Source organism: Pseudomonas sp. NPDC089530 (genome assembly GCF_050280705.1).
Taxonomy (GTDB): domain Bacteria; phylum Pseudomonadota; class Gammaproteobacteria; order Pseudomonadales; family Pseudomonadaceae; genus Aquipseudomonas.
Genome location: NZ_JBNNVU010000010.1, coordinates 34,440 through 56,268, shown reverse-complemented (window position 1 = coordinate 56,268; position 21,829 = coordinate 34,440). Strand labels below are relative to the sequence as shown.

Annotated in this window: 21 protein-coding genes and 2 pseudogenes; 16 read left to right on the top strand and 7 right to left on the bottom strand. The window is 64.7% G+C overall.

The window, feature by feature from the left end; translation table 11 throughout:
* Nucleotides 1-1,353, top strand: a complete 1,353-nt coding sequence (locus tag ACQKQA_RS06295) for a D-serine ammonia-lyase (RefSeq protein WP_427554612.1) — start codon at nucleotides 1-3, stop codon at nucleotides 1,351-1,353.
* Nucleotides 1,354-1,377: 24 nt separating this feature from the next.
* On the top strand, nucleotides 1,378-2,325 hold the full coding sequence (gene dsdC, locus ACQKQA_RS06290; protein ID WP_427554610.1) for a DNA-binding transcriptional regulator DsdC: 948 nt from the start codon (nucleotides 1,378-1,380) through the stop codon (nucleotides 2,323-2,325).
* A 29-nt stretch (nucleotides 2,326-2,354) separates the two neighbouring features.
* Here the strand turns inward: dsdC and ACQKQA_RS06285 are convergent, their stop codons facing one another.
* The 3 genes from ACQKQA_RS06285 to ACQKQA_RS06275 all read right to left on the bottom strand — a co-directional run bounded on the left by ACQKQA_RS06285 (nucleotide 2,355) and on the right by ACQKQA_RS06275 (nucleotide 3,711).
* Entirely contained in the window at nucleotides 2,355-2,546 is a 192-nt protein-coding gene (locus tag ACQKQA_RS06285; RefSeq protein ID WP_427554608.1) for a DUF1289 domain-containing protein, read from the bottom strand.
* Between the two features lie 68 nt (nucleotides 2,547-2,614).
* Nucleotides 2,615-3,106, bottom strand: coding sequence for a copper chaperone PCu(A)C (locus ACQKQA_RS06280; RefSeq protein WP_427554606.1), 492 nt, complete (start codon nucleotides 3,104-3,106; stop codon nucleotides 2,615-2,617).
* The gene (locus ACQKQA_RS06275) at nucleotides 3,106-3,711 is read right to left on the bottom strand and encodes an SCO family protein (RefSeq protein WP_016702854.1); all 606 of its coding nucleotides are present in this window, start codon (nucleotides 3,709-3,711) and stop codon (nucleotides 3,106-3,108) included. Before ACQKQA_RS06275 ends, ACQKQA_RS06280 begins: the two co-directional genes overlap by 1 nt.
* Nucleotides 3,712-4,002: 291 nt before the next feature.
* Here ACQKQA_RS06275 and ACQKQA_RS06270 point away from each other — a divergent pair, with 291 nt between their 5' ends.
* From ACQKQA_RS06270 to ACQKQA_RS06260, 3 genes and pseudogenes are all read left to right on the top strand, one after another.
* Nucleotides 4,003-5,448: a SulP family inorganic anion transporter gene (locus tag ACQKQA_RS06270; protein WP_427554604.1), complete on the top strand. Its 1,446-nt coding sequence runs from the start codon at nucleotides 4,003-4,005 to the stop codon at nucleotides 5,446-5,448.
* A 260-nt stretch (nucleotides 5,449-5,708) separates the two neighbouring features.
* Nucleotides 5,709-6,479, top strand: a pseudogene (locus tag ACQKQA_RS06265) (MCP four helix bundle domain-containing protein); the annotation flags it as partial.
* Nucleotides 6,474-7,337, top strand: a complete 864-nt coding sequence (locus tag ACQKQA_RS06260; protein ID WP_427554723.1) for a methyl-accepting chemotaxis protein — start codon at nucleotides 6,474-6,476, stop codon at nucleotides 7,335-7,337. The pseudogene ACQKQA_RS06265 and the gene ACQKQA_RS06260, both read left to right, overlap by 6 nt.
* A 36-nt stretch (nucleotides 7,338-7,373) precedes the next feature.
* On the opposite strand, the gene ACQKQA_RS06255 is transcribed toward ACQKQA_RS06260, so the two are convergent.
* Nucleotides 7,374-8,708, bottom strand: coding sequence for a PLP-dependent aminotransferase family protein (locus ACQKQA_RS06255; protein ID WP_427554602.1), 1,335 nt, complete (start codon nucleotides 8,706-8,708; stop codon nucleotides 7,374-7,376).
* Between the two features lie 125 nt (nucleotides 8,709-8,833).
* On the opposite strand from ACQKQA_RS06255, the gene ACQKQA_RS06250 reads away from it, so the two are divergent.
* On the top strand, nucleotides 8,834-9,730 hold the full coding sequence (locus ACQKQA_RS06250) for a DMT family transporter (protein ID WP_427554600.1): 897 nt from the start codon (nucleotides 8,834-8,836) through the stop codon (nucleotides 9,728-9,730).
* A gap of 152 nt (nucleotides 9,731-9,882) precedes the next feature.
* On the top strand, nucleotides 9,883-10,440 hold the full coding sequence (locus ACQKQA_RS06245; protein ID WP_427554598.1) for a hypothetical protein: 558 nt from the start codon (nucleotides 9,883-9,885) through the stop codon (nucleotides 10,438-10,440).
* Between the two features lie 468 nt (nucleotides 10,441-10,908).
* Here the strand turns inward: ACQKQA_RS06245 and ACQKQA_RS06240 are convergent, their stop codons facing one another.
* Both ACQKQA_RS06240 and gcvA read right to left on the bottom strand, forming a co-directional pair.
* Nucleotides 10,909-11,238, bottom strand: coding sequence for a hypothetical protein (locus ACQKQA_RS06240; RefSeq protein WP_427554596.1), 330 nt, complete (start codon nucleotides 11,236-11,238; stop codon nucleotides 10,909-10,911).
* 110 nt (nucleotides 11,239-11,348) lie between these two features.
* On the bottom strand, nucleotides 11,349-12,239 hold the full coding sequence (gene gcvA / locus ACQKQA_RS06235) for a transcriptional regulator GcvA (RefSeq protein ID WP_427554722.1): 891 nt from the start codon (nucleotides 12,237-12,239) through the stop codon (nucleotides 11,349-11,351).
* 162 nt (nucleotides 12,240-12,401) lie between these two features.
* Between gcvA and ACQKQA_RS06230 the strand changes: the two genes are divergently transcribed.
* From ACQKQA_RS06230 to ACQKQA_RS06195, 8 genes and pseudogenes are all read left to right on the top strand, one after another.
* Entirely contained in the window at nucleotides 12,402-13,352 is a 951-nt protein-coding gene (locus ACQKQA_RS06230; protein WP_427554594.1) for a DMT family transporter, read from the top strand.
* 111 nt (nucleotides 13,353-13,463) lie between these two features.
* Nucleotides 13,464-13,901: a hypothetical protein gene (locus tag ACQKQA_RS06225; RefSeq protein ID WP_427554592.1), complete on the top strand. Its 438-nt coding sequence runs from the start codon at nucleotides 13,464-13,466 to the stop codon at nucleotides 13,899-13,901.
* Nucleotides 13,902-13,946: 45 nt separating this feature from the next.
* On the top strand, nucleotides 13,947-14,450 hold the full coding sequence (locus tag ACQKQA_RS06220) for a PaaI family thioesterase (protein WP_427554590.1): 504 nt from the start codon (nucleotides 13,947-13,949) through the stop codon (nucleotides 14,448-14,450).
* 30 nt (nucleotides 14,451-14,480) lie between these two features.
* Nucleotides 14,481-15,080, top strand: coding sequence for a hypothetical protein (locus ACQKQA_RS06215; protein ID WP_427554588.1), 600 nt, complete (start codon nucleotides 14,481-14,483; stop codon nucleotides 15,078-15,080).
* 330 nt (nucleotides 15,081-15,410) lie between these two features.
* Complete coding sequence (locus ACQKQA_RS06210; protein WP_427554586.1) at nucleotides 15,411-17,615, top strand: OsmC domain/YcaO domain-containing protein; 2,205 nt, start codon at nucleotides 15,411-15,413, stop codon at nucleotides 17,613-17,615.
* Between the two features lie 28 nt (nucleotides 17,616-17,643).
* Nucleotides 17,644-18,339, top strand: coding sequence for a tRNA (adenine(22)-N(1))-methyltransferase (locus tag ACQKQA_RS06205; RefSeq protein ID WP_427554584.1), 696 nt, complete (start codon nucleotides 17,644-17,646; stop codon nucleotides 18,337-18,339).
* Between the two features lie 330 nt (nucleotides 18,340-18,669).
* Nucleotides 18,670-19,164, top strand: coding sequence for an OsmC family protein (locus ACQKQA_RS06200; protein WP_427554582.1), 495 nt, complete (start codon nucleotides 18,670-18,672; stop codon nucleotides 19,162-19,164).
* Between the two features lie 143 nt (nucleotides 19,165-19,307).
* A pseudogene (locus ACQKQA_RS06195) lies at nucleotides 19,308-19,526 on the top strand (tRNA (adenine-N(1))-methyltransferase); the annotation flags it as partial.
* A 15-nt stretch (nucleotides 19,527-19,541) separates the two neighbouring features.
* Here ACQKQA_RS06195 and ACQKQA_RS06190 read toward each other — a convergent pair.
* On the bottom strand, nucleotides 19,542-20,747 hold the full coding sequence (locus ACQKQA_RS06190) for an MFS transporter (RefSeq protein WP_427554580.1): 1,206 nt from the start codon (nucleotides 20,745-20,747) through the stop codon (nucleotides 19,542-19,544).
* Nucleotides 20,748-20,904: 157 nt separating this feature from the next.
* Between ACQKQA_RS06190 and ACQKQA_RS06185 the strand changes: the two genes are divergently transcribed.
* Entirely contained in the window at nucleotides 20,905-21,828 is a 924-nt protein-coding gene (locus ACQKQA_RS06185) for a LysR family transcriptional regulator (protein ID WP_427554578.1), read from the top strand.
* Nucleotide 21,829 lies beyond the last annotated feature (1 nt).

Here is a 21,829-nt window from a genome sequence, read left to right as displayed (position 1 = left end):
ATGATCGCAGGCCACCCACTCGAGACCTGGACCCAACGCTATCCGCTGCTCAAGGAACTGATGGCGTTGCGCGAAACCACCTGGTTCACCCCCAGCCGCGCGCCCCTGGCCGCGGGCCTGGGCGACCTGGCACTGAGCGCCGCCGACGTGGCCGACGCCAGTGCGCGCCTGGAGCGTTTCGCCGCCTATTTCCGCCAGGCCTTCCCCGAGACCCGGGCCCAGCACGGCATTCTCGAATCGCCGATCCAGCCGCTGCCGGCCCTGCAGGCGGTGCTGGCCGAGCGCTACGGGCAGGCCTTGCCCGGCGCGCTGTGGCTCAAGCAGGACAGCCACCTGCCGATCTCCGGCTCGGTCAAGGCTCGCGGCGGTATCTACGAGGTGCTCAAGCATGCCGAAGCGCTGGCCCTGGAGGCCGGCCTGCTGCGCCTGGACCAGGACTACAGCGTGCTCGACTCGCCCGAGGCCCGGGCCTTCTTCGGCCGGTTCAAGATTGCCGTGGGCTCCACCGGCAACCTGGGCCTGTCCATCGGCCTGATGGGCGCCCGCCTGGGCTTCCAGGTCACGGTGCACATGTCCGCCGATGCCCGCCAGTGGAAGAAGGACAAGCTGCGCGCCCATGGGGTCAGCGTCATGGAGTATGAGAGCGACTACAGCATCGCCGTGGCCCAGGGACGCCAGCAGGCCAGCGGCGATCCGGCCTGCCATTTCGTCGACGACGAGAACTCCACCGACCTGTTTCTCGGCTACGCAGTGGCCGCCGAACGCCTGAGCCGGCAACTGGAAGAGGCCGGGATCCAGGTCGATGCGCAGCACCCGCTGTTCGTCTACCTGCCCTGCGGAGTCGGCGGCGGCCCCGGCGGCGTGGCCTTCGGCCTGAAGCTGGCGTTCGGCGACGCCGTTCACTGTATATTTGCCGAGCCCACCCACTCGCCGTGCATGCTGCTCGGGGTGCACACCGGGCTGCATGACCGGGTGTCGGTGCAGGACTTCGGCATCGACAACCTCACCGCCGCCGATGGCCTGGCCGTCGGCCGCGCCTCGGGGTTCGTCGGCCGGGCCATGCAGCGGCTGATCGAGGGTTACTACACCGTCAGCGACGACGAGTTGCACGCCCTGGTCTGGCTGATGGCGCAGCACCAGCAGCTGCATCTGGAGCCCTCGGCGGTGGCCGGCGTGCCGGGCATCGCCCGGGTGCAAGCGCGGCGCGGCGAGTACCTGCAACGCAGCGGCATGAGTGCCGAGGCTTACGCCCGGGCCACCCACCTGGTCTGGGCCACCGGCGGCAGCATGGTGCCGGACGCCGAGATGCGGGCCTACCTGGCGCAAGGCGCCCGGGTGCTGCAAGGCGCATGACAGACCCACAGGAGAAGCCCCAGCGTGTACAACCTACCGCCCAGACTGGAAGCCAGCCTCAACGGCAGCCAGTTCGCGAACCTGTTCACCTTCCAGGCCGCGGCCCGCCACCTGAGTTTCAGCAAGGCCGCCGATGAGCTGTGCCTGACCGCCAGCGCGGTCAGCCACCGCATCGCCCGGCTGGAGGCGGAGCTTTCGATCCCGCTGTTTCGCCGGCTGACCCGGCGGGTCGAACTGACCGAGGCCGGCGAGCGCATCTTCGCGATCCTCCAGCAGACCCTGGGCGATCTGTCCGAGGTCCTGGCCCAGCCACTGGACGCCGACCTGGCCGGGCCGCTGACCCTGTACGCCCACCCGTCCATCGCCCAGTCCTGGCTGGTGCCACGCCTGGCCGAGTTCGGCCTGCGGTTTCCCGGGGTGCGCCTGGACCTGCGCACCGGCAACGACCGCATCGACTTTCGCAGCCGGCAGATCGACCTGGCGCTCTACTACGGCAACGGCGAATTTCCCGGGCTGGTGGCGCACCCGCTGATGCCGGAACGGGTCGCGCCGGTATGCAGCCCGCAGTATGCGGAACGCCATGGACTGTCCGGCGCCATCGAGCAGTTGCAGACCTGCACCCTGCTGCATGATTCCCTGGCCTGGGACCATGCGGCCTTCGATTCGGAATGGGGGCTGTGGATCCGCCAGCAGGGTGCCGGCCTGCCCCTGCCGAAGCGCGGAGTGACCTTCGACCGTTCGGACCTGTGCGTGACCGCCGCCATTCACCATGCCGGCGTGGCGATCGGCCGCGAGCATCTGGTCGGCGAGGCGCTCGAGCAAGGCCGGCTGGTGCTGCCCTTCGGTGGTTTTTCCCGCAGTGGCGAATACGCCTACTACCTCGTCCACCCACGGCTCGACGCCTTGCCGCGCCGGGTCTCGGCCTGTATCGCCTGGTTGCGGGAGTGTGCGGCGCAGACGCCGGCAAGCTGAAACCGGCGCGGGGAGCGCCGGGGGGACGATCAGCGGCTGGCACCGCCCTTCTTGCGCAACGCCTTGAGGCGCTGGCTGGCCCGCTGCACCGCCGCCATCTTTTCCGGGCGCTTCATGCGCTTCCACTGGCGGATGTCATCCTTGCTGCGCCCACAGCTCAGGCACAGGTCGCCGCTGAGCTGGCAGACGGCGATGCAGGGGTTTTCGATTTCCTTGGCCACGCTTCAGCCTTGCGCCGGATGCATGGGCGCCTGGCGTTGCGGCCAGACGCTGGCGATGCGTCGAGGCATCAATGCTGCATCATGCTGTGATCGCCCATGTTCAGCGCCCGCGCCTGGGCCTCGACCTTGATCGACTCTTTCTCGCCCTTGGCATTTTCGACGGTCAGGGTCAGCGGCACCTTGTCGCCTTCCTTCACCTGGGCCACCAGGTCGATCAGCATCACGTGATAACCGTGGGGGTCCAGGGCCACGGCCTTGCCGGCCGGCAAGGCGACGGACTCCGCCGGATGCATGCTCATCACGTCGTTGTGCATCATCGATTGGTGGATCTGTACGATCTTGGCCACCGGCGACTCGACGCCGAGCAACTTGCTGTCCTCGCTGGCGGTCAGGGTCATGAAGGCGCCGGTCGCCTGTTGTCCGGCGACAGTGGCGCGCACCCAGGCGTCCTCGACCTGGGTCTGGGCCGCCGCCTGGCCAGCCAGCCCCAGGAGGGACAGGCCCAGCAACAGGTGTTTGGCGCGTTGGGCGATGGTGGATGAGTTCAGGGCCGGGTACATCAGCAGACCTCCATGACGGTCAGTAGATCTTCCGCACACTCTTGCGCGGTAAGCGATTGGGACAAGCCAAGGCGCAACGTGCCCCGGGAGTCGTAGACAAAACTGGTGGCGGTGTGGGACAGGGTGTAGGTCGAGCCGCTGGGGATCTTCTCGTAGAACACGTCGAATTCCTTGGCCGTGGCCGCGGTCTGCTCCAGCGTGCCGTACAGCGCGACGAACGACGGGTCGAAGGCCTTGACATAGGCGTCGAGGACCTGCGGGGTATCCCGCTCGGGGTCCAGGGTGATGAAGATCACCTGCAGGCGGTCGCCGTCCCGGCCCATGAGTTTCTTGGCCTGGGCCGCGCGCGCCAGGGTCGTCGGGCAGATCGCCGGGCACTGGGTGAAACCGAAGAACACCATCGGCATCAGGCCGCTATAGCTCGAGAGCGTCCGGACGTTGCCCTCGGTGTCCTTCAGCTTGAAGGTACGGCCCATGATCTTGTCGCTCAGATCCTTGCCGTATTTGTACGACAGCTGGCCCCGGGTATCGCAGCCGGCCAGCATCCCGAGGCCGAGCAGCCCCATACCTGCGATCACCTCGCGGCGACTCAACAACACACTCATTTCTTACCGCCCTTTGAGGAGCCGAACATCCAGACCACCCGCAAGGCAGGCCATCCGTAAAAGCGCCGCATGGTAGCAAACTGAGGCGGCCCGGTTGCTGGCAAATGGATGACAGGTTGTGTGCGACCTGGGGCGGGTGCGGCGTTTCGCCCCGCCCCCCGGCAGCTCCCGGCAATACCCGCGCCAGCCCTGCGACACAGGGCCGCAGGTGGCCGCCACAGCGCTTATTCCGTAACATCCGCCGCCTTCCCCGCAACCCTGGCCACCGCTGGCCGCCCTCTCAGGTAAACCATGAAACCCGCTCGTCTTCGCGCCGACGTCCTGGCCGGCCTCACCACCTCCTTCGCGCTGGTGCCCGAGTGCATCGCCTTCGCCCTGGTGGCCCACCTCAACCCGCTGATGGGCCTGTATGGCGCCTTTATCCTCTGCACCCTGACCGCCCTGTTCGGCGGCCGCCCGGGGATGATCTCCGGCGCCGCCGGGTCGATGGCGGTGGTGATCGTCGCGCTGGTGGTGCAGCACGGCGTGCCCTACCTGCTGGCCACGGTGCTGCTGGGGGGCCTGATCATGATCGCCTTCGGCCTGCTGCGCCTGGGCAAGCTGGTGCGGATCGTGCCGTATCCGGTGATGCTCGGCTTCGTCAACGGCCTGGCGATCATCATTGCCCTGGCCCAGCTGGAGCACTTCAAGGCCGGGGAAAGCTGGCTCAGCGGTACGTCCCTGTGGCTGATGCTGGGGCTGGTGGCGCTGACCATGGCCATCGTCCATCTGCTGCCGCGCCTGAGCCGCGTGGTGCCACCGGCCCTGGTGGCGATCCTCGGGGTCGGCCTGCTGGTCTACCTGCTGGGCCTGCCGACCCGCACCCTGGGCGACATGGCCCATATCGCCGGCGGCCTGCCGCAGCTGGTGCTGCCGGCTATCCCGTGGAACCTGGAGACCCTGGGCATCGTCGCCCCCTATGCCTTCCTGATGGCCATGGTCGGCCTGCTGGAAACCCTGCTGACCCTCAACCTCACCGACGAAATCACCGAGAGCCGCGGCGCGCCGGACCGCGAGTGCGTGGCCCTGGGCGCGGCCAATATCGTCTCCGGCCTGTTCGGCGGCATGGGCGGTTGCGCGATGATCGGCCAGACCGTGATCAACCTCAGCTCCGGTGGCCGGGGCCGGCTGTCCGGGGTGGTCGCCGGGGTGATGATCCTGCTGTTCGTGTTGTTTCTATCGCCGCTGATCGAGCGCATCCCCCTGGCGGCGCTGGTCGGGGTGATGTTCGTGGTGGCCCGGCAGACCTTCGCCTGGGGCTCGCTGCGGGTCCTGCACAAGGTGCCGTTGAACGACATGCTGGTGATAGTCGCGGTAACCCTGATCACCGTGTTCACCGACCTTGCCACCGCGGTGCTGTGCGGCATCGTCATCGCCGCCCTCAACTTCGCCTGGCAGCACTCCCGCGAGCTGTACGCCGACAGCCACGAGGAAGCCGACGGCAGCAAGCTGTACCGGGTCCACGGCACCCTGTTCTTCGCCTCGACCACGCCCTTCCTCAACCACTTCGACCCGGCGGGCGACCCGGCCCGGGTGACCCTCGACTGCCGCCACCTGAGCTTCGTCGACTACTCGGCCATCGCCGCCCTGAAAACCCTGCGCGAACGCTACAGCAAGGCCGGCAAGCAACTGCGGGTGACGCACCTGTCCGAGCGCTGCAAGCAACTGCTCAAGCGTGCCGGTATCCAGCACGGCTGACACCCTGGGGGTGGAGCCGCCGGCTCCCCCTCCGCCACCACAGATATCACTGTGATATCATCGCCCCCTCTCCGATCTGGCCCCACGCACCGGCGCCCAGCTCGGAACCCCCATAAAGAAGGCGCCCCGATGCGTCTCCCGCCTGCCTTGCCTGCATGAACTGACGACGCCCCGGAACCTTTCCGCGCGCGCGCCGCTTTGCTGCGAACCTGCCGGATACCGCGCAGGTTGTGCCTTTTGCCGCCACAAGGAACACCGCCATGCTTTTACGATCGATGAACATTTCCCGCCGCGCCGGCCTCAGCTTTGCCCTGATCGCCCTGTTGGCGGTGGTACTCGGGGCCTTCTCCCTGCTGGAAATGCGCCGCATGAACGAGCAGTCGCTCGAAGTCGACAGGAACTGGCTGCCCTCGATCGTCGCGGCCAACGCCATGGCCCTGACCAGCACCCAGATCCGCACTCTGACCCTGCGCCAGTTGGTCGTACGCGACAGAGCCGACGTCGAGGCCCTGCTGGACCGGATCAATCAACTCGATGAGCAGTTGTCGGCCCAGCAACTGGCCTACGAAAAACTCAGTATCGCCCCCGAGGAAAAGGCCGCGTACGCACGTTACCTGGGCGTCAAGGCGCTGTACCTCAAGGACCAGCAGCGCGTCCTGGACCTCGCGCGCCAGGGCCGCAAGGACGAGGCGATCGCGATCGTCGACGGCGGGCCCTTCCTGGCCAATGCCGACGCCATGCTCAAGGAGCTGCTGACCGTGGTCGAGGTCAACACCCGCGGCGGCGAAGTCGCCGCCACCCGCAGCAACGAGGTGTTCCACAGCGCGATCAGGATGGTGCTGACGATCCTGGGCGTGGTGCTGGTGCTGACCGTCGGCCTGGCCATTGTCCTGACCCGCAGCATCGTGCGCCCGCTGGGCCAGGCCGTGGAAGTCGCCGAAACCATCGCCAGCGGCGACCTGTGCCATGCCATAGAGGTCACCGGCAACGACGAACCGGCGCGCCTGCTGTACGCCCTGCTGCAAATGCAGAACAGCCTGCGCAACACCCTGCAGAAGATCGCCGACTCCTCCAGCCAACTGGCCTCGGCTGCAGAAGAGCTGCATGCAGTGACCGAAGATTCCAGCAAGACCCTGCACCAGCAGAGCAACGAACTGGAGCAGGCCGCCACCGCCGTCAACGAAATGACCACAGCCGTGGAAGAAGTGGCGCGCAACGCCGTCAGCACCTCCGAAGCCTCCCGGGAAACCGACGCCACCGCCCACCACGGCCGACAGCAGGTACAGCACACCGTCGACTCCATCGGCGACCTGGCCGACGAGGTCACCCGCACCTGCGAGCGGGTCGAACACCTGGCGGTGGATGTGCGCAATATCGGCCAGGTGCTGGAGGTGATCCGCTCCATCGCCGAGCAGACCAACCTGCTGGCCCTCAACGCCGCCATCGAGGCCGCCCGGGCCGGCGACGCCGGACGCGGCTTCGCCGTGGTCGCCGACGAAGTGCGGGCCCTGGCCCACCGCACCCAGCAGTCGACCCAGGAAATCGAAAGCATGATCGGCACCATCGAAGAAGGCACCGAAGGCGCGGTCAGCGCCATGCGCCACAGCAACGAACGGGCCCACCTGACCCTGGAAGCCGCCCGCGCCTCGGGCCTGGCCCTGGACCAGATCACCCAGGCCATCACCGCAATCAACGAACGCAACCTGGTGATCGCCAGCGCCAGCGAAGAGCAGGCCCAGGTCGCCCGCGAAGTGGACCGCAACCTGATCAATATCCGCGACCTGGCGACCCAGACCTCGGCCGGGGCCAACCAGAGCAACGCCGCCAGCCAGGACCTGTCGCGCCTGGCGGTGGAACTCAACGGCCTGGTGACCCAGTTCAAGGTCTGATGGCCACAGGCTCCTGTGCTCGCGGCGCGGGAGCCTTCAGTAGGCGTATTGGCCAATCACCTTGCGCACCCTTTCCAGCGCCACCCGCAGTGAGTCCAGATCCACCGAGCCCAGGGCCAGGCGGAGCGCATGGGGCACCGGCGCGGCGCTGACGAAGGGCTCGGCGGTGGACACCGACACCTGCTCGCGCAGCAGCGCCATCGCCACCTGATCGGCGCGCACCTCTTCGGGCAGCGGCAACCAGAGGAAGTAGGACGCCGGATGGCCGATGTAGCGCAGGCCAGCCAGCACTTCCCTGGCCAGGGTTTGGCGGGCCGTAGCGTCCTCGCGTTTTTCGGTTTCCAGGCGTTCCACCGTACCGTCGTCGATCCAGTTGCAGACCAGCGCGGTCATCACCCCGGGGGTATTCCAGCTGGTGGCGCGGATCACCCGTTCGATCTTCGGCACCCAGGCCAGCGGCGCGACGACGAACCCCACCCGCAAGCCGGTGGCGACATTCTTCGAAAACCCCGACACGTACACCGTGAGCTCCGGCGCTAGGACCGTCAGCGGCGCGGGCGGATCCTCGGCGAGGAAGGCATAGGCGGCGTCCTCGATAATCAGCAGCCGGTGCTGCCGGGCGATCCGCACCAGGCGCTCGCGCCACGCCAGGTCCAGCACCCAGCCCATGGGGTTGTGCAGGGTCGGCATGGCATACACCGCCCGCACCCGCCGGCTGCGGCACAGCTGCTCGAAAGCCGCCAGGTCCGGGCCATGCTCGGTCAGGGCAATCGACACCAGCTCCACACCGTGGGCCTCGGCCACCACCTTGAACCCGGGGTACGTCAGGGCATCGGTGGCGACCACGTCGCCGGGCTTGAGCAGCGCCATCACGGTCGCCGCCAGGCCGTGCTGGGCGCCGCTGACGATCGACACCTGCTGCGCATCCACCGTCAACCCGCGGCACAGCAGATGCCGCGCCACCGTCGCCCGCTCATGGGGCCGGCCGCTGTGGGGCTGGTAACGCAGCAACGGCTCCAGGTCGCCGGACGCCGCCAGTTGCCGCAGGCCGGTGCGCAACACCTCGACCTGCCCGGGCAGCGCCGGGTAGTTGAAGTTGAGGTCCAGGGTGCCCGCCGCGACAGGCTGCTGATCGATCCCCTGCCCAGGGGGCAACGCGGTCTCGCGGACAAAGGTGCCGCGCCCGGTTTCGCCGCTGATCAGGCCCATGGCCTCCAGCTCGGCATACACCCGCGACGCCGTCACCAGGGCCAGCCCTTCCCTGGCGGCCAGTTCGCGGTGGGTGGGCAAGCGGGTGCCGGGAGCCAAGGCGCCGCCGCGGATATCGGCGGCAAAACGATCGACCAGGTGCTTGTAGCGGGCGCGGGCCATAGGCGGATGTATCCATGACAATTTTTTGATTGTATTGATTAGCATCCATAGGATGAGCCTCGAGCAGCCCAGGCGCAATCGCTCCCTGAAGGGCTGCCCCCCCTGAACAGCACCGGGCCCCGTCCATGGAACAGCTATCCAACCTGCAACACCAAAGCATGCACAAGACCGCCAGCGGCTGGCTCAACGGCTTTATCGGCGTGCTGATTTTCAGCGGCTCGCTGCCAGCCACCCGGGTCGCCGTGCTGGAGTTCGACCCGCTGTTCCTCACCGTGGCCCGCGCCAGCATTGCCGGGGTCCTGGCGCTGTGCCTGCTGATGCTGTTCAAGGAAAAACGCCCGGACAGAAGCCAGCTCTGGCCCCTGGCGATCGTGGCCCTGGGCGTGGTGGTGGGGTTCCCGTTGCTGACCGCGCTGGCCTTGCAGTACGTGACCTCGGCCCACTCCATCGTCTTCATCGGCCTATTGCCCCTGGCCACCGCGGTGTTCGGCGTGCTGCGCGGCGGCGAGCGGCCACGGCCGGTGTTCTGGCTGTTCTCGGTGCTGGGCAGCCTGCTGGTGGTGGGTTTCGCGCTGTCCCAGGGGCTGAGCGCGGCGCCCGCCGGGGACCTCCTGATGCTGCTGGCCATTCTGGTTTGCGGTCTGGGTTACGCCGAAGGCGCCAAACTGTCGCGGACCCTGGGCGGCTGGCAGGTGATCTCCTGGGCGCTGGTGCTGGCGCTGCCGCTGATGGCCGTGCTGACCCTGTTCCGGGCCCCGCCGTCATTCGCCGGCATCACCCCGCCCGCCTGGTTGAGCCTGGCCTATGTGGCGCTGTTCAGCATGCTGATCGGGTTCGTCTTCTGGTATCGCGGCCTGGCCCAGGGCGGCATCGCTGCCGTCGGCCAGTTGCAGTTGCTGCAACCCTTCTTTGGCCTGGCCCTGGCGGCCACCCTGCTGCACGAACAGGTGAGCCTGGGCATGCTGGGGGTGACCGTGGCGGTGATTTTATGTGTGGCCGGGGCGAGGAGGTTTTCCAAGTAGCGGTCTAGGCAAAGCAGGACGGCTAACATTCGGGGTCACAATCTTGTTTTTCCACAAGTTCGGAAATACTGTGTGGCGGCAACCGCAAGTCATTCAGCAAACACACCAAATCCAAATGTGCTGATCAACTAGTCAAAAGGAAGTGCATCAGAATGCTCGTAATTCGCTCCGCGTTGTTGGTAGGCATGCTTTTTGTAGCTGGCTGTACGACCAATCAGCTTCATTTTGCGTCCTATAACACGGAAGAGGAGTTATCTAAAATCCGCAACACTCCGACTGACGTAGAAGTCGTTGAGATTTCCGGAGTAGAACGCTGCACTTACTGTAGCGAACAAAGCAAAATTGTTTGGCATGCTGCTAATTACAATGGCTCTCTATATGAAGGGTATTCCATGGTCCCAGTACAAGACTGGGATACGCTCATCAGGTCCGCGCTTGAGTCACGCCCGGATGGGAAGGCAAAGGCGAAAATAGAAATCAAACAGATATTCCTTAAAACCTGGAATACCCCTGAGTACTCAGCGTGTCAGGTTGAGATTTCGGTTGCTACGGGTGGTGTGTCCTCAATAGGAAAAAGTAGAGTCAAAATAGACCGGGCAGGACAATCATTGCCAGCCAAGAATATTGCTCTACTTGATCCAAGCGCATTACAAACTGTTCGCCTTGCTCTGAAGTCAGCCTATTTGAACTCAATCAGAAATCTTGAATAACAGGCCAATACAACAGCAAGGAATATGATGCTAACCACTGTTTGAGTAGCGCTTCACTAGTGCCAGCAAACACGGAAATACACCGAAAAGAACGACCTACATGCTTATGTCGGAGAGATGGTGGCCAGTACCCCGATCGCGATGGTCAGCGCCAAGAATCCAAACAAGAAAATCGCCATCTTCGCCATAAGGCCTCCTGAACAATAGATTTTCGCCCATGCGAAAAACAAAACGCCCCTTCAGGCTCCAGTCGATTGGCCGGTGCGCCTGAGGGTGCGTTTATTGTCCGGCCAGATCTGATCCCGATACAGACGCAGGTGACGAAGAAAAATACGGATCAGATAAGTGACCGGCCCTGTGCCTCATGGGCCAAAGGGCCGGGTACATGAGTCAGAACCGACATGGGCCGGCTCCGGGTCGCCAGCGCCCGCCTCAGCATGCCAGGCCGTTTCTGCCGGCTGCCCCGGGTCATTTGCGCGCCAGCTTGAAACGCACGCAATCGTCGTAAAAGCTCTGGCGCACGGTCGCCGGCTTGGCCCGCGAGGGGCTGTCGTAGGTCTGTTCGGTAATGCCCATGGCCATCATGCGCATCCAGCCCTTGCTGAACTTGTAGGTCTGCAGCTTCTGCCGGGCGGCGTACAGCGAAACCCCCGACAGCTTCAGCTCCTGCGCCCGCGCCGCCGTCCCCGCCCCCCAACTGCACACATACCGATCACTGGCCGGCAACTCCCTGCCCTCGGCCGCGAGCGCCACGCTGGCCAAGGCAAACGAGGTCAGCGTCATCCATAGATTGCGCATGTTGTTATCCACCTAACCGACTGAAAATAAAGCGATTCTGGCGGCGATTCGGCGGTTGCGGGGCCAGCAAATTGCCTTATCGAAGAAGGCAAATTGCCTGCTCCAGGCGCTCATTCCCGAGCGCCAGAGCGACCGGCCTCGGACAGCAGCCACTCCCGCAGCGCCGCAACAGGGGGCCGCTCCAGGGCCGCGGGCGGATACACCAGGTAATAGGCCAGGTCGCTGGCGACCCCCTGGGCGATCGGTGCCAGCAACACGCCCTCGGCCAGCTCGCGCCGGACCAGCGACAGGCGCACCAGGGCCACCCCCAGGCCGGCCTTGGCGGCCTCGATGGCGCCGTTGCTGTCGACGAACACCGTGCCCTGCCGGCCATCGACCGCGGATGCCCCGGCCGCCTCCAGCCACAACTGCCAGTCCTGCCGATGTTCATCGTGCAGCAGGCGCAGGCCGGCCAGGTCATCGACACCCAGGCGGCGGGCACCGCCGAGCAACTGCGGGCTGCACACCGGCGTCAGGTCGTCGTCCAGCAAGCGTTCGCCGACCAGCCCGTCGTAGCGCCCGAAGCCGTGGCGCACCGCCATATCCACGCCGTCCCGGGCCAGATCGACCTTGCGGTTGGAGGCGCTGATCCGCACATCCACCCCGGGCAACCGCGCTTCCAGCCCACCCAGGCGCGGCACCAGCCACTGCATGGCAAAACTCGGCGTACAACTGATCACCAGCACCTCCAGGCGCGCCCGCCCCACCAGCTCCGCCGTGGCCTCGCGCATCAGGCGAAAGGCCGTGCGCAAGCTGGCGAAGTACTGCTCGCCGGGCTCGGTGAGGATCAGGCGCCGGGGCCGGCGCACGAACAGCGGGAGGCCCAGGGCCGCTTCCAGTTCCTTGATCTGCAGGCTGACCGCGCCGGGGGTGACGTTCAGCTCCCCGGCCGCCAGGGTCACGCTCAGGTGCCGCGCCGTGGCTTCGAATGCCCGCAACGCCACCAGCGGCGGCAAGTTCATATTCAAGGTTTAGCCCTCCTCAACCATTTGGCGAAAAATGCTCGTTTGTCAGAGCGACCTGAAGCTCAGAATAATTCGCCATCACCGGGTTTCAAGTGCGCAAACCCGGCACAGGCAAGCGAGTACAACTCAATCATCGACGGACACGCAGGAGAGACAGACATGACCACGCAGAAAGTCATGGGAGCAGCGGAATGGAGCCAGTTGGTCGTGCTGTCCATCCTCTGGGGCGGCTCGTTCTTTTTCGTCGGCATCGCCGTGAAGGAGTTGCCGCCGTTGACCATCGTCATGTTGCGGGTGTGCCTGGCGGCCCTCGCCCTGCTGGTGCTGATCCGCCTCCTGGGCCTGTCGCTGCCCAGGGACAGGCGCGTCTGGCTGGCCTTTTTCGGCATGGGGCTCTTGAACAACCTGATTCCCTTCTGCCTGATCGTCTGGGGCCAGACCCGGATCGCCAGCAGCCTGGCCGCCATCCTCAATGCCACCACGCCCTTGTTCGCGGTGCTGGTGGCGCACCTGCTGACCGCCGATGAAAAGATCACCGGCAACAAGCTGGCCGGGGTGGTCGTGGGCTTTGTCGGAGTGGCGATCATGCTTGGCCTGGACGCTCTGGCCGGCCTGGGGGACCACCTCGGCGCGCAACTGGCGGTGCTGGGGGCGGCACTGTCCTACGCCTTTGCCGGGGTATTCGGCCGGCGCTTCAAGGCCATGGGCGTCGCGCCGCTGCTCACCGCCACCGGGCAGATCAGCGCCTCCAGCCTGCTGCTGATACCCCTGGCGCTGCTGGTGGACCAGCCCTGGAGCCTGCCGGCCCCGAGCCTGGCGACCTGGGGCGCGCTGCTGGGCATCGCCCTGCTGTCCACGGCCCTGGCCTATGTGCTGTTCTTCCGGATTCTCTCCAGCGCCGGCGCCACCAACCTGATGCTGGTGACTTTCCTGATCCCCATCAGCGCCATCGTCCTCGGCTCGCTGGTGCTGGGCGAACATCTGCAGGCCAACCACCTGCTGGGCATGGCGCTGATCGCCCTGGGCCTGGCGGCCATCGACGGCCGCCTGCTCAAACTGTTCAAGCCCCGCCCCGAAGACCGGGACAGCTTTCTTGGCCGGGATATCTAGCCGGGCAAAGCAAGGGATGGTCACGGACTCGATTACCGCAGAACAGTACCCGTGCGCCGATCCGGCTGTTAAGGTGCGCCCCTGAGCCATACACCGCCTGACATGAGGAAAATGATCTTGAGCAGTGAAGCAACAATGACCGGGGACCTGTTCGAAGTCGACAAGCGCCTGAGCCTCAAGCCCGTGGTGGACTTCAACACCTATCTGCGCGCGGCCTTCGGTGACGGCCGTTGCAGCTGCGGTCGTTGCGTCGCCAGCCAGGGCGACGAGACCGGCTACGAACACCAGCACAGCTTCGACTTCGACGGCCAGGCGAGCCACCGCCGCTTCGCCAACACCGCGGGCAGCGATGTGCTGCTGGCGCTGAAAAAGGCCTGGCTGTCCTACACCAAGGTCGAGCTGGAAACCAGCGGCAACCTGGCGCTGGACAGCGTCAAGGAGTTCGTCGAGCCACAACTGCACAAGCGCCTGCTGCCGCTGCTGCTGGCCAGCGGGCTGGTCAAGGACATCGACGGCGACCTGCAGATCCAGGCCCAGGTCGCGGCCTGAGGCCAGGGGCTCGCGGGCCCTTTCCAACAATAAAAAGGAACACACATGCACCCACTCTCCCTGCAAGACAGCACTGCGCCGGACGGCGTCTGCTATGGCTGTGGCAGCAACAACCCCCATGGCCTGCACATCAAGAGCCACTGGCATGAGGACGGGGTGCATGTGATGGCCGAGCACCTGCCGGACAGCCAGTACTGCGGCTGGCCCGAGCTGGTGTACGGCGGCCTGATCGCGATGCTGGTGGACTGCCACTCGAACTGGACCGCCATGGCCTACCACTACCGCGCCGAACAACGGGCCCCCGGCAGCCTGCCGCGCATCGACTGCGTGACCGGCAACCTCGGCATCAAATTCATCAAGCCCACCCCCATGGGCGTGCCCCTGACCTTGCGCGCCAGGGTCGAAGGCGAAGTCGGCCGCAAGAGCCGGGTGATCTGCGAGGTGTATGCCGGCGATGTGCTGACGGCGGTGGGCGACTCGATCTTCGTGCGGGTCGATACCGGGCAACTGGCCGCGGCAGCCCATGGACGGGAGGCGGAGTCAGCCTGATATCGGCCGCTTGCAGGCACAGGGACGATCATGAGCATTTTCCAGCGGCTCAAACGCCTTATGGCGCGTAGCCCCCAGGAGCAGATCCTGGGCTACGCCCTGCCTGAGCTCCAGGCGGTTTTTACCGCCCCCCTGCCACACCCCGCGCCTACCCTGCCCCGGATTGTCTCCTTGGCCCACACCGGCGTGCAGGCCTGTTACTGCGCCGTGCTGATCGACGCACAGGATCTGAGTTCGTTCCAGACCCTCGTCGAGCCCCATTTCACCCTGACCCATGAGCGCAGCTTCAACGACCTGCCCGTGAGGCAGTATGAAAATGCGCAACATAAGCAGCAACTGATTTGCCTGGTATCCACCCGGGAATTCAACGCCGTCACCCTGCGCCTGGTGACCAACAGCCCTGAGTTTCTCGATGCGATCCATCGGCAGCGCTTTGCCGTCCCGCCACCCTGGATAGCCTTTGAGGACTACCCGCCTTCATGGTGGGGAGAGTCGTTACAAGGCGCCCAGGGTTACTACAACGACCAGTACTTCCTGCCGTTCTTCAGCAGCCTGAGCGAAGTCGAGAAGCAGGCCTACTACGCCCGCTACCACGCCAGCGAAGACTGGATCGCCAGCCTGGCCTGCTGACGGAACGCGCTGATCCACCCCCCCTGAAAAATTAGAGACTCGCCCTTCAAGCCTTTCAGATGTCCTCCTGCAGTCATGACCCTCCATACCCAATAGGGTCGATGCCTTTGCGCCTTCGGCTGGAAATCGCAATGGATGGACAGACAAGGAAGGTCGATGGCGCGCAACAGGTAGCCGACTTCGGTGACGGCATCACCCTGGCCTGGACGCCAGCGATCGACCCGTCCAGCCCCGGACCGGCCGGCGGCCGCTACCGAAAAGCACAAGACTTCCCGCTGAAAACCCGGATAATACCGGCCAATTTTTTGCTCGTACTGCTGGTAATCCCCCATGGAAATCAAGGTCAACTTTCTCGACAACCTCCGACTCGAAGCCAAGTTCGATGACTTCACGGTGGTGGCCGACCAGCCCATCCGCTACAAGGGCGATGGCTCGGCACCGGGTCCGTTCGACTATTTCCTGGCCTCCTCGGCATTGTGCGCGGCGTACTTCGTGAAGCTGTACTGCCAGACCCGCGATATCCCCACCGACAACATTCGCCTGTCGCAGAACAACATCGTCGACCCGGAAAACCGCTACAACCAGATCTTCAAGATCCAGGTGGAATTGCCGGCGGACATTTCCGAGAAGGACCGCCTGGGCATCCTGCGCTCCATCGACCGCTGCACGGTGAAGAAGGTGGTGCAGACCGGCCCCGAGTTCGTGATCGAGGAAGTGGACAACCTGGACGCCGACGCCCAGGCCCTGCTGATGCCGAGCGGGGGCTCGGACACCAGCACCTATATCGCCGGCAAGGACCTGCCGCTGGAACAGACCATCGCCAATATGTCGGCGATCCTGGCGGACCTGGGGATGAAGATCGAGATCGCTTCGTGGCGCAACATCGTGCCCAACGTCTGGTCGCTGCATATCCGCGATGCGCAGTCGCCGATGTGCTTCACCAACGGCAAGGGGGCAACCAAGGAAAGCGCGCTGGCCTCGGCCCTGGGCGAGTTCATCGAGCGCCTGAACTGCAACTTCTTCTACAACGATCAGTTCTGGGGCGAAGAGATCGCCAACGCACCGTTCGTGCATTACCCGGACGAGCGCTGGTTCAAGCCCGGCCCCAAGGATGAGCTGCCCAGCGAAATCCTCGACCCCTACTGCCTGAAAATCTACAACCGCGATGGCGAACTGCGCGGCTCACACCTGTTCGACACCAATTCCGGCAATGAAGAGCGCGGCATCGTTTCGCTGCCATTCGTGCGCCAGTCGGACGGCGAAGTGGTGTACTTCCCGTCCAACCTGATCGAAAACCTCTACCTCAGCAACGGCATGAGCGCCGGCAACACCCTGGCCGAAGCCCAGGTGCAGTGCCTGTCGGAGATCTTCGAGCGCGCCGTCAAACGTGAAATCATCGAAGGCGAATTCGCCCTGCCGGACGTGCCCCAGGAAGTGCTGGCCAAGTACCCTGGCATCCTGGCCGGCATCCAGGGCCTGGAGGAACAAGGCTTCCCGGTGCTGGTCAAGGACGCCTCCCTGGGCGGCGAATTCCCGGTCATGTGCGTGACCCTGATGAACCCGCGCACCGGCGGCGTGTTCGCCTCGTTCGGTGCCCACCCGAGCTTCGAAGTGGCGCTGGAGCGCAGCCTCACCGAACTGCTGCAAGGCCGCAGCTTCGAGGGCTTGAACGATTTGCCGCAGCCGACGTTCGAAGGCCAGGCGGTCACCGAGCCGAACAACTTCGTCGAACACTTCATCGACTCCAGTGGCGTGGTGTCGTGGCGCTTCTTCAGCGCCCAGTCGGATTATGAATTCGTCGAGTGGGACTTCTCCGGCCAGGGTGAAGACTCCAATGCCCAGGAAGCCGCGACCTTGTTCGGCATTCTCGAAGGCATGGGCAAAGAGTCCTACATGGCCGTGTACGAACACCTGGGAGCCACCGCCTGCCGCATCCTGGTGCCGGACTATTCGGAAATCTACCCGGTGGACGACCTGATCTGGGACAACACCAACAAGGCGCTGTTTTTCCGCGCGGATATCCTCAACCTGCACAGCCTCGACGAGGATGAGTTGCAGGCGTTGCTCGAGCGCCTGATAGAAAGCGAGCTCGACGACTACACCGATATCACCACCCTGATCGGCATCGAGTTCGACGACAACACCGCCTGGGGCCAACTGACCATCCTGGAGTTGAAGCTGCTGATCTTCCTGGCCTTGCAGCAATATGAAGAAGCCAAGGAATGCGTGGAGATGTTCCTGCAGTACAACGACAACACCGCCGAGCGTGGCCTGTTCTACCAGGCGATGAATGCGGTGCTGGAGATGGAGCTCGACGAAGATCTGGACCTGGCGGATTACGAAGCCAACTTCCGCCGCATGTTCGGCAACGAACGGATGGACGCGGTGATCGGTTCGGTGCAAGGCAGCGTGCGCTTTTACGGCCTGACGCCGACCAGCATGCAGTTGGAAGGGCTCGACCGCCACCTGCGACTGATCGACAGCTACAAGAAGCTGCACGCGGCGCGGGCCAAGGTGACGGCTGCAACCCACTGATGAGCGAGCCACGGAAAAGGGACTGCCGTTGAACGAGCAGACACTGTCCCTACGCCTTGCGCGCGTGGCGGCCCATGTGCCGGCCGGCGCGCGCCTGGCCGATATCGGCTCGGACCACGGCTACCTGCCGCTGGCGTTGCTGCGCCGTGGCGTCATCACCGCGGCGGTGGCCGGCGAAGTGGCGCTGACGCCCTTCCGCTCGGCCGAACGCAGCGTCCGCGAAAGCGGCCTGGAGCAACAGATCAGCGTGCGCCTGGCCAACGGCCTGGCGGCGATCGAGCCGCAAGACGAGATCACCGCCATCAGCCTCTGCGGCATGGGCGGCGAGACCATCCGCGACATCCTCGACAGCGGCAAGGCACGGCTAAGCGGCCAGGAGCGCCTGATCCTGCAACCCAACGGCGGCGAACAACCCCTGCGCCAATGGCTGATGGACAACGGCTACCGCATCCTCTGCGAGGAAGTGCTGCGGGAAAACCGCTTCGACTACGAAATCATCGTCGCCGAACGCGCCGAACCGGTGGTCTACAGCGCCGAGGAACTGTACTTCGGCCCGCTGCAACTGCAGGCCCGCAGCCCGGCGTTCCTGGCCAAGTGGCAGCGCAAGTTACGCCAGAAGCACAAGATCCTGGCCCACTTCGCCCGCGCACAACAGGCCGTACCCGAAGAGAAACTGCAGGACATCGAGCGCAAGGTCCGGTGGATCAGCGAACTGCTGGCCTGAACCCGGCCCCCTACCCTGTCGCCACTCTTGACCGTCGAGGCCCGGCAACTGGGCCACAATGACTGGAACACCGCCGCCGCGGCACTGCTCCAACAACAGCCCCGGGCGATCAGCTGCGACAAGGCCGACTGGCCAAGATCGAGGCCGATCCGTTTCACGGGAAGGCGCAATACCTGCCCGTGGACGGCACCGGCTCGGGCAATAGGCCTTGGCTACCGCCCGCGCCGAAATCGAAGCGCTCGATCAGGCGCGACCTGACCCGGGTTGCACAGCACTCCTGCAACCGCTACAAATCCAGCTATCGAACCTGCAAACACAAAGGAGCTGTGCATGTCCGAACATCTCAAATCACTGTTTCTCTCGAGCCAGCGCTTTTTCAGGGAAAACCCGGGAAAGGCCGTGGCAACGTTTTCGGTGACCAGCAGCGGCGATGGAGCGCTGCATCGTCGCGTTAAAATCCGCGAGTTCAGCCTGGATGTCGATGAGCCGCAAAACCTGGGGGGAACTGACCAAGGCCCTAACCCCGTGGAGATTGCCCTGGCCGCGTTGGCGACCTGCCAGGAAATCAGTTATCACCTCCACGCGGCCGCCCTCGGGATACCACTCAAAGAGGTCACGGTCACCCTTGAAGGAACACTCGATCTCAGAGGCTTCTTCGCGGTCGATGATGAAGCCCGACCCGGCTTCACCGAGATACGCGGAACAGTCAAATTCGATAGCAGCGCGAGTAGAGACGACCTCATCGCCCTCAAGGAAAGCGTTGACCACTCTTGCCCGGTCATGGACCTGTTCAGGAACCGGACACCGGTTGAAATCGCCTTCTAGATCCCGGCACTTGGGGAGCTGATCCGGATAGCTCACCATTACCCCCGGAAAAAGACGGTCGGAGAAATTCAGAAAGCAGCCTCATCAAGAAGAGCGTCGGCCCACGCCGACGCTCACGACTTGCCCGCCCTCAGCACTTCGTCTGCATCATCATCGTCGCCGAACGCGCCGAACCGACGGTCTACAGCGCCGAGGAACTGTACTTCGGCCCGCTGCAACTGCAGGCCCGCAGCCCGGCGTTCCTGGCCAAGTGGCAGCGCCGGCTGCGCCAGAAGCAGAAGATCCTCAGCCAGTTCGCCCGAGCGCCCCAGGGCGTGCCCGAGGAGACGCTGCGGGATATCACCCGGCAGGTCCGGTGGATCAGGCCTGAGACAACTTCAGTCCCCCTGCCCCACCGCCGTATTCCCCGGGAGGGAAGCCCCGAGGAAATACAGCCCCCCGCCCGCGACGATGAACAGCATCAGCATGTAGAAGATGTAATCGGCAGGCTGCGTCGCCAATACCATCCCGCACAGCACAGGCCCCAGGGCCGCCCCCAGGTTGCTGAGGTTTTGCGCGCCGTAGTACATGCCCCTCAGGTGGCTGGGGGCGATGTGGTCGATAAACATGTATTCGGCGGGAAACACGATAATCTCGCCGACCGTGAAAATGACCATGGCGAGCACCCAGAACACCAGGCTGGTCGCCAGGGCGAAACCGGCCAGCCCGAGGAGGAACATCGCCAGCCCGGCCGCGAGCCACAGGTTCAAGTGCTCCTGGGAAATCCTCCGGCCGATGAGGTACTGCAGGCTGATCACCGTCAGGGCGTTGGTCGCGACTATGGTGCTGATAATCCGGTAGGTGGTTTCCGGGGTCGTGGTCACCACCAGGTACTGCGAGAGATAAGCGCTGAACTGGCCGAAGACCACGGCACTGAGCAGCCCGCCCAGGGTAAAGCACACCAGCCGGCGATCCCGCAGCAGCAGCCTGCCCACGGCCAGGAAGTGGGTCGGCTGCTGGCTGGCCCCGGCGCCCGCCAGGCCCCGGTCGCCCCACACGAAATAGATAAAAAAGAACCCGGCGCCCAGCCCGGCGGACAACAGGAACGGCAGGCCGATATCCAGCCTGGCCACTCCCGCGCCGAGAAAGGGGCCGACGGCATAGCCGATATTGGTCAGGGTGTATTTGATGGAAAACACCTCGCTCCGCCCGGCCACGGGCAGCAGGCTGCCAAAGCCCGATTTCACGGCGATATCGATCACCGCGTAGGCCAGGTTGATCGCCACCAGGCACAGGTAGAACAGCCAGAGATCGCGGGCGGCAAAGGTCCCGAGAAAGGCTGCGGTGAACACGCCCGTACAGACCAGGATCAGCCGGAAGCTGGACATCCGGTCCACCAGGAAACCGCCGTACAGGCTCAACAGCGACCCGATGATCAGCGTGCTGCCGATGACCAGGCCGATGTCGGCGATGCTCAAGTGGAAGTTGCCGGACAGATAAATGACCAGATACGGCAGGGTGATCGCCCGGGCGAGGGTCAAGACCAGGGACGCTGAAAGCAGCAGGTTTACCGTTGCCGGATAGTTTCTTAGGGTGGCCAGCATCCTTGCCTCATCGTTATGCCAATTCATTTTTTGTGGGAAGCGCGCTGGGCGAATCGCTCGCCAGCGCGGGCGGATCAAGCATACTGCTGAATCCAGTTCTCATTCATGATGATTTCTACCTGCTGTGTTGAGCTGAACTCATCAATCAAGGATGACCATGTTTCCCTCCGAACGCTTGAAAGGCATCGATGTGTTTGTCTGCGTTGCCCAGGCCGGCAGCTTCACGGCCGCCGCCGAGCAACTGCACCTGACAGGCTCCGCCATCAGTAAAAGTATCGCCCGCCTCGAGGGGCGCCTGGGCACTCGACTATTCCAGCGGACCACGCGGCGCTTATCGCTGACGGACGCGGGGATGGCGTTCTATCGCACCTGCACCGGCGTGCTGGCCGATCTGGAAGAGGCCGAGCACTCGCTCAAGGCAGACGCCAACGGGCTGCAAGGCAGTGTGCGGGTAGACCTGCCCGGGACCTTTGGCCGGACCCAGGTGCTGCCCCTCCTGCTGCGCGTGATGCAGGATCATCCGGCCCTGACCCCGCATATTTCCTTCTCCGAAGGTTACGTCGACCCGTTCAAGGCCGGCGTGGACATCGTCATCCGTATCGGCGGCGGGGATGCCTGGCCCGATACCCTGGGGCATCGCTGCCTGGCCCATGAGCGCCACATCTTTTGTGCCGCGCCCGCCTACCTGGCCAGGCAGGGCATCCCCCTGACCGAGCACGATCTGGAGCAGCATCAGTGCATCGCCTATGGCTGGGTGGACGGCAGGGTCAACCCCTGGAGCTTCGCCGACGGCCAGGGCGCGACAACCCGCAGGCAGGTCGCCGCCCAACTGGTGGTGGGCAGTGGCGAAGGCATAGTGACCGCGGCCATGGCCGGCTGCGGCATTGCCCAGTTGCCGTCGTGGTTGATCCAGCGCCAGCTGGACGAAGGGACATTGCTGGAGGTGCTGCCGCAGCGGGCCACCGAGGGCATGCCGATCCATCTGGCCTGGGTTAAAAGCCGGGAAGCGCTGCCCAGGGTCAGGGTTCTGCTGGAGGCACTGGTCAGCGGCCTGACGCGGATCGATGAGCAGGACCGCTGAG

Coding starts and splice junctions, on each gene's coding strand:
- ACQKQA_RS06295 (WP_427554612.1), top strand. CDS start 1: ATGATCGCAGGCCACCCACTCGAGACCTGGACCCAACGCTATCCGCTG.
- ACQKQA_RS06280 (WP_427554606.1), bottom strand. CDS start 3,106: ATGTACCCGGCCCTGAACTCATCCACCATCGCCCAACGCGCCAAACAC.
- ACQKQA_RS06275 (WP_016702854.1), bottom strand. CDS start 3,711: ATGAGTGTGTTGTTGAGTCGCCGCGAGGTGATCGCAGGTATGGGGCTG.
- ACQKQA_RS06270 (WP_427554604.1), top strand. CDS start 4,003: ATGAAACCCGCTCGTCTTCGCGCCGACGTCCTGGCCGGCCTCACCACC.
- ACQKQA_RS06260 (WP_427554723.1), top strand. CDS start 6,474: ATGCAGAACAGCCTGCGCAACACCCTGCAGAAGATCGCCGACTCCTCC.
- ACQKQA_RS06255 (WP_427554602.1), bottom strand. CDS start 8,708: ATGGCCCGCGCCCGCTACAAGCACCTGGTCGATCGTTTTGCCGCCGAT.
- ACQKQA_RS06250 (WP_427554600.1), top strand. CDS start 8,834: ATGGAACAGCTATCCAACCTGCAACACCAAAGCATGCACAAGACCGCC.
- ACQKQA_RS06245 (WP_427554598.1), top strand. CDS start 9,883: ATGCTCGTAATTCGCTCCGCGTTGTTGGTAGGCATGCTTTTTGTAGCT.
- ACQKQA_RS06240 (WP_427554596.1), bottom strand. CDS start 11,238: ATGCGCAATCTATGGATGACGCTGACCTCGTTTGCCTTGGCCAGCGTG.
- gcvA (WP_427554722.1), bottom strand. CDS start 12,239: ATGAACTTGCCGCCGCTGGTGGCGTTGCGGGCATTCGAAGCCACGGCG.
- ACQKQA_RS06230 (WP_427554594.1), top strand. CDS start 12,402: ATGACCACGCAGAAAGTCATGGGAGCAGCGGAATGGAGCCAGTTGGTC.
- ACQKQA_RS06225 (WP_427554592.1), top strand. CDS start 13,464: ATGATCTTGAGCAGTGAAGCAACAATGACCGGGGACCTGTTCGAAGTC.
- ACQKQA_RS06220 (WP_427554590.1), top strand. CDS start 13,947: ATGCACCCACTCTCCCTGCAAGACAGCACTGCGCCGGACGGCGTCTGC.
- ACQKQA_RS06215 (WP_427554588.1), top strand. CDS start 14,481: ATGAGCATTTTCCAGCGGCTCAAACGCCTTATGGCGCGTAGCCCCCAG.
- ACQKQA_RS06210 (WP_427554586.1), top strand. CDS start 15,411: ATGGAAATCAAGGTCAACTTTCTCGACAACCTCCGACTCGAAGCCAAG.
- ACQKQA_RS06200 (WP_427554582.1), top strand. CDS start 18,670: ATGTCCGAACATCTCAAATCACTGTTTCTCTCGAGCCAGCGCTTTTTC.
- ACQKQA_RS06190 (WP_427554580.1), bottom strand. CDS start 20,747: ATGCTGGCCACCCTAAGAAACTATCCGGCAACGGTAAACCTGCTGCTT.
- ACQKQA_RS06185 (WP_427554578.1), top strand. CDS start 20,905: ATGTTTCCCTCCGAACGCTTGAAAGGCATCGATGTGTTTGTCTGCGTT.